General features: G+C 40.1%; 6 protein-coding genes. 3 read left to right on the plus strand and 3 right to left on the minus strand.

Annotated features, from left to right (window positions below; genetic code table 11):
• Positions 1–94, plus strand: a 94-nt coding sequence (locus CSV73_RS17005; protein ID WP_369802589.1) for an IS3 family transposase, incomplete at its 5' end; no start/stop codon positions are given.
• A gap of 197 nt (positions 95–291) precedes the next feature.
• On the opposite strand, the gene CSV73_RS16125 is transcribed toward CSV73_RS17005, so the two are convergent.
• Genes CSV73_RS16125 through CSV73_RS16135 form a run of 3 tightly spaced genes read right to left on the minus strand, consistent with a single transcriptional unit; the run spans position 292 to position 2,776 of the window.
• Complete coding sequence (locus tag CSV73_RS16125) at positions 292–858, minus strand: nuclear transport factor 2 family protein (RefSeq protein WP_085132957.1); 567 nt, start codon at positions 856–858, stop codon at positions 292–294.
• Positions 859–918: 60 nt separating this feature from the next.
• Positions 919–1,599, minus strand: a complete 681-nt coding sequence (locus CSV73_RS16130; RefSeq protein WP_085132956.1) for a response regulator — start codon at positions 1,597–1,599, stop codon at positions 919–921.
• Between the two features lie 28 nt (positions 1,600–1,627).
• The gene (locus CSV73_RS16135) at positions 1,628–2,776 is read right to left on the minus strand and encodes a sensor histidine kinase (protein WP_198166021.1); all 1,149 of its coding nucleotides are present in this window, start codon (positions 2,774–2,776) and stop codon (positions 1,628–1,630) included.
• 150 nt (positions 2,777–2,926) lie between these two features.
• On the opposite strand from CSV73_RS16135, the gene CSV73_RS16140 reads away from it, so the two are divergent.
• Complete coding sequence (locus tag CSV73_RS16140; RefSeq protein ID WP_085132955.1) at positions 2,927–3,559, plus strand: YigZ family protein; 633 nt, start codon at positions 2,927–2,929, stop codon at positions 3,557–3,559.
• Positions 3,560–3,737: 178 nt separating this feature from the next.
• The gene (locus tag CSV73_RS16145; RefSeq protein ID WP_085132954.1) at positions 3,738–4,769 is read left to right on the plus strand and encodes an LCP family protein; all 1,032 of its coding nucleotides are present in this window, start codon (positions 3,738–3,740) and stop codon (positions 4,767–4,769) included.
• Positions 4,770–5,033: the final 264 nt, after the last annotated feature.

Consider the following 5,033-nt stretch of genomic DNA (forward strand, 5'->3'; position numbering starts at 1 on the left):
TTATATGACGTACTATAACCATTATCGCGGGCAGTGGAACTTGAAAAAGCTGCCGCCTGCAGAATACAGACGACAGCTTCAACAAGCAGCTTAGGCTTTTTTTATAATTGTCCTTTACAAAGGGTACATTTTAAACAATCAAAGGACTTTCTCTCAAATTAAAAAATTTTCGCATGTCTATTATAACATAGGTAGTGCTTTTTTTTGCTTTTTTCAACTTATTCTTTCAAATAAAAACTTCCAGTTAGCCTCACTGGAAGTTTTGTCGTTACGTTAATATATAAAATGATTTTATTCGTTTACCGGTTCATCGCCAATAAAGTGGATAGAGAACACTTTCCATGCCCCATCTTCTTTAGTGAAAACAGTCACTTGGCGACCTTCTGGTGAATTTTCCACTCCCGTCTCAATATCCGTGAATGTCGTTTTCAACGTAGAAAATAACTGTGCGCTATCCTCTGAATATTTTACGATCGTTTCATTATCTGTTTCACGTTTCATCTTAGTATTCTCAAGCATTTCTTCCGTAGCCTGTCGCTCTTCTTCTAGATCATAGCCTTCGGTAGAAAGCGTAGCGAGATAACCTTCTACGTCTTGATTGTTCAATGTTTCGATGTAGTTTTCAAAAGCAGCTAGAATTTCTTCTTTAGCTTCTTTTGGTACGTCTGCCGCTTCTTCAACCTCGTCACCCGACATACTAAACCCTACTTTATTATCGTCGACTCCATGATCGATAGCACCATTGCCTGGTGCAGCTTCGCCAGTTTCTGGATTGTTCTGTTCGGTTTCATCTGCGTTACCACATGCGCCAAGTGCAAGCACTAATGCCATGGACGCGACTGCTATCTTTTTCTTCATATGCCCCTCCTACGTAGAGAAAAAGGCCTTCCGTATACAAAGACCTTTTTCATTCTATTATTATTTTACTTCTACCCAACCATTTTTGATTGCTGTAACAACCGCTTGTGTGCGGTCATTTACACTCATTTTTTGCAAAATGCTGGAAACGTGGTTTTTCACCGTTTTTTCTGAGATGAAGAGCGTTTCACCAATTGTTCGGTTACTCTGGCCATCTGTCAACAATTGTAGAACTTCACATTCGCGCTTCGTCAATAAATGAAGAGGGCGTCGAATGTCGTTCTGCTGGAAGGATCCTTTATGTTCTCTCTCGCTCAAACGACGGAATTCTGTTACCAAATTATGCGTGATTTTAGGATGTAAGTATGAACCACCATTTGCTACTACTTTGATCGCTTGAATAATTGCGTCTGCATCCATTTCTTTCAGCATGTAGCCAAGAGCACCTGTTTTCAAAGCGTGTGTTACGTAGGACTCGTCGTCATGAATGGATAGCATGATAACGCGCGCATCCGGAAACTCTTTAACTAATTGCTCTGTCGCGTCTACACCATTCATGCGTGGCATATTAATATCCATCAACACGACGTCTGGCTCGTACTCTCTGTACAATTCAACTACTTCGACTCCATCGTCGCCTTCTGCTACTACGTTAAACGATTCTTCAAAATCCAAAATTCGTTTAACTCCTTCACGGAATAATTGGTGGTCATCTACTATCAAAATTTTTGTCGCTTCCATATCCTATTCCTCCCAGTAATTACCTTACTTACAGTTCTTCGTCCAATGGAATTTGAAAAAGAATTGAAGTGCCTTCCCCTACTTTCGAAGTGACCTTCATTTTCCCTTTCAATAATTCCACACGTTCTTGCATGCCAATTAAACCAAATGATTTCTCTTTTACTTCATTTGTATCAAAGCCGAGGCCTTGGTCTTTGATTAATATATTAACTGAATCTCGTAACCATTCAATTTTCACCCATATTTCATCAGTTTTCGCATGTTTAATACTGTTATTCACTGATTCTTGGATGAGACGGAAAATACCTACTTCAAAATTGGTGGCAAATCTTTTCTCTGCTCCATTGCTTTGAAAATGAATGATGAGCGGCGCCTCATATTCACTTATGGTCAATAAATACTTTCGCAATGTGGGAACAAGCCCTAAGTCATCCAAAGCCATTGGTCGCAAATTATAAATAATACGACGTACTTCAGATAACGCTCCTCTCACCATTTCTTTTAGGTAAGATAGCTCTTGCATTGCTTCTTCCGGACCATGTTTAACAAACGTTTTTTCGATTAAGCCAGAACGCATCAAGACATTGGCTAGCATTTGCGCAGGTCCATCATGAATATCACGTGATAAACGCTTACGCTCTTCTTCTTGGGCCTGGATAATCTGAACCGCAAAATCTTGTTTTTGCCGAGCCGTTTCCAGTGCTGTGCTTACATTTTTCAAATCAGATGTTAAATATGTGATTACAGTAGTTACTTGGTTAACAAGTTGGTCCGCTCTTTCAATTGTAGAGAGCAGTAACATCAATCGACGTTCAAGTTCATCTCGTCTTTCACGAAGTTGTTTCTCTTCCATTTTATTAATGGAGGCGCGTACAAGCAAGTCATTTGCCACACTATAAGCGTGTTTAACTTCTTCTTCACTATACGTTTCAAAATCTTTTGATACAGCAGCAAGACGTTTTCTTGAGTGACGTGACATATCATCTAAAGAGTCACCTTCTGTTATCACATGAGAAATACTTTCTTTCACTTCTGCTAACTCTTTTTGCATCTCTTCAAAACTTCGGCGGCTTTGTTCACTAATTAAAAAAATGTCGCTTTTTGAACGATCCATTACATTAACCATGTTGCCAAAGATTTTCTCCATCTGTTGAATGTCAATTTCCTTATCGTTCAAATAACTCCCTCCCGCATCCGTTTATGTGAAATTTCGCAAAGTGAGCATTATTGCAGTTTAGCCTAAATACTTATACACTTCATATATAGTATATCATTTTAATGATGAGAAAGTATTATAAGTATATTACAAATGTAGGGGGAACGACAAATGCGAGCTAATTATAAAACCGTAAAACTGCACGGAGAGAGTGAATTCGTCATCCAAAAATCCCGTTTTCTGTCATTTGTCAAAAGAGTCGAGACAGAACAAGAAGCACTGGACTTCATACAGGACATTAAAAAGAACCATCATACAGCTACACATAATTGTTCTGCCTATATCATAGGAGAACATGACCAGATCCAAAAAGCGAACGATGACGGTGAGCCTTCAGGCACAGCCGGCTTCCCCATTTTGGAAGTGCTAAAAAAGCAGCACTTAAAAGATACCGTGATTGTCGTGACACGCTATTATGGCGGCATCAAACTCGGTGGCGGCGGACTAATCCGCGCTTATGGTAAAGCAGCATCTGAAGGCATTGCCGCAACAGGTATTGTGGAAAGAAAATTACACACACTAGTTAAAACTTCTATCGATTATACATGGCTAGGCAAAGTAGAAAACGAAATACGGCAATCCGACTACCCGTTAAAAGAGATCGTCTATGAAGAGGACGTTGAACTCTTTTTATATGTTCCTGAAGAACAGCAGGAGATTTTTCAGGAATGGATGATGGAACTAACGAACGGCCAGGCGATCATCGCCACAGCCGGACATAAATTCCTAGAGTTCGACATCTGACTATACGTCCAATTGAAAAGCGGGTATAATGGTAGAAGGTGAACCTTATTGAGTAGTAAGTCTGAATTCATTCAATCACCTTGAATTTTTATGTGAAGATTGGCCACTAATCATTAAAATGAACTTCCCATAGATTCGCCATTGACGGTTTTTTCCGCCGTACCCCTGGAGGTATAACATGAAAAGAGAAGAGTATAAGAAAAAAAAGGGTTCCAAAACAAAACGCTTCTTAAAAATAGCATTATTTACATTCTTCATCGCAGCCTTAGCCGTTTCCGCTTATGCATTCAAGCTTCATAACCAAGCGATGAACGTACTCGATCGCTCTTATGAACCTATCGCTAAGCAAGATCCGCCAGAAATATATGTAGAACCCGCAAAAGATAAAGTGTCGATTCTCTTGATTGGTGTAGACGAAAGCGAAGCACGCCAAGATAGAGAAGCGCACGGAAGATCAGACGCTTTAGTGCTCGCCACTTTGAACCCTAAAACCAAAAGTATCAAACTCGTCAGCATACCTCGTGATTCCCATGTTTATATTCCACAGGTAAACTATAGAGATAAAATCACACATGCCCATGCCTATGGTGGAACAAAAGCCTCTATTGATACAGTCGAAGAACTATTCGATATTCCGGTCAACTATTACGTCAAAATGAACTTTAATGCATTCATCGATGTGGTAGATGCACTTGGCGGAGTCGAAGTCGAGGTGCCATACGAGCGTATTGAGAAAGATGAAAACGATAAAAATGCGATTCATCTCATGCCAGGAGTTCATCGTCTAGACGGCCGCCACACATTAGCCTTAGCACGTACTCGTAAACTTGATAATGATATTGAGCGTGGTAAACGCCAGCAGATGATTCTTCAGGCGATGATCAAAGAAGCGACATCGATTACTTCCATTACAAAATATGGAGACGTGATCAATGCGCTAGGCGAAAACATGAAAACCGATATGACCTCCAAGCAAATGTTGTCGTTTATCCAATATATAAAAAGCGGACTTCCGGATGTGGATACGATCACTTTAACAGGCTATGACGATATGTCGACAGGTACTTACTATTACAAGTTAGACGAGCAGAAACTAGAAGAAGTGAAACAAATTTTGAAATCCCATCTAGGCATAATTCCAGACTCCTCTTCCCTAACCGAGCTAGACACGGACCAATACTCCGCATCCGCTCAAAGCAACTATCAATAGTACAATCAGAAGCGATGTGACCTTAACTGGTTTCATCGCTTTTTTATAGATAGAGGAAGGAAAGTGTAGGCCGATTAGAGAGTGAGAAGTAGAGAATGGTTTGGGATTTGCGTTTCAGAGGGGACGCTTTTGAACTGCACCCCAAAACTTGGACACATTCAAAGGAAAAGGATGTGGTTCAAGTGAGAAAAATTCATGTAGAAGATAAGATTCAAGCGGTTAAACGATACATTGAAGGTAATGAAAGTCTTCGTGAAATCGCTC

The sequence above is a fragment of the Sporosarcina sp. P1 genome, from assembly GCF_002743155.1.
Lineage (GTDB): Bacteria > Bacillota > Bacilli > Bacillales_A > Planococcaceae > Sporosarcina > Sporosarcina ureae_B.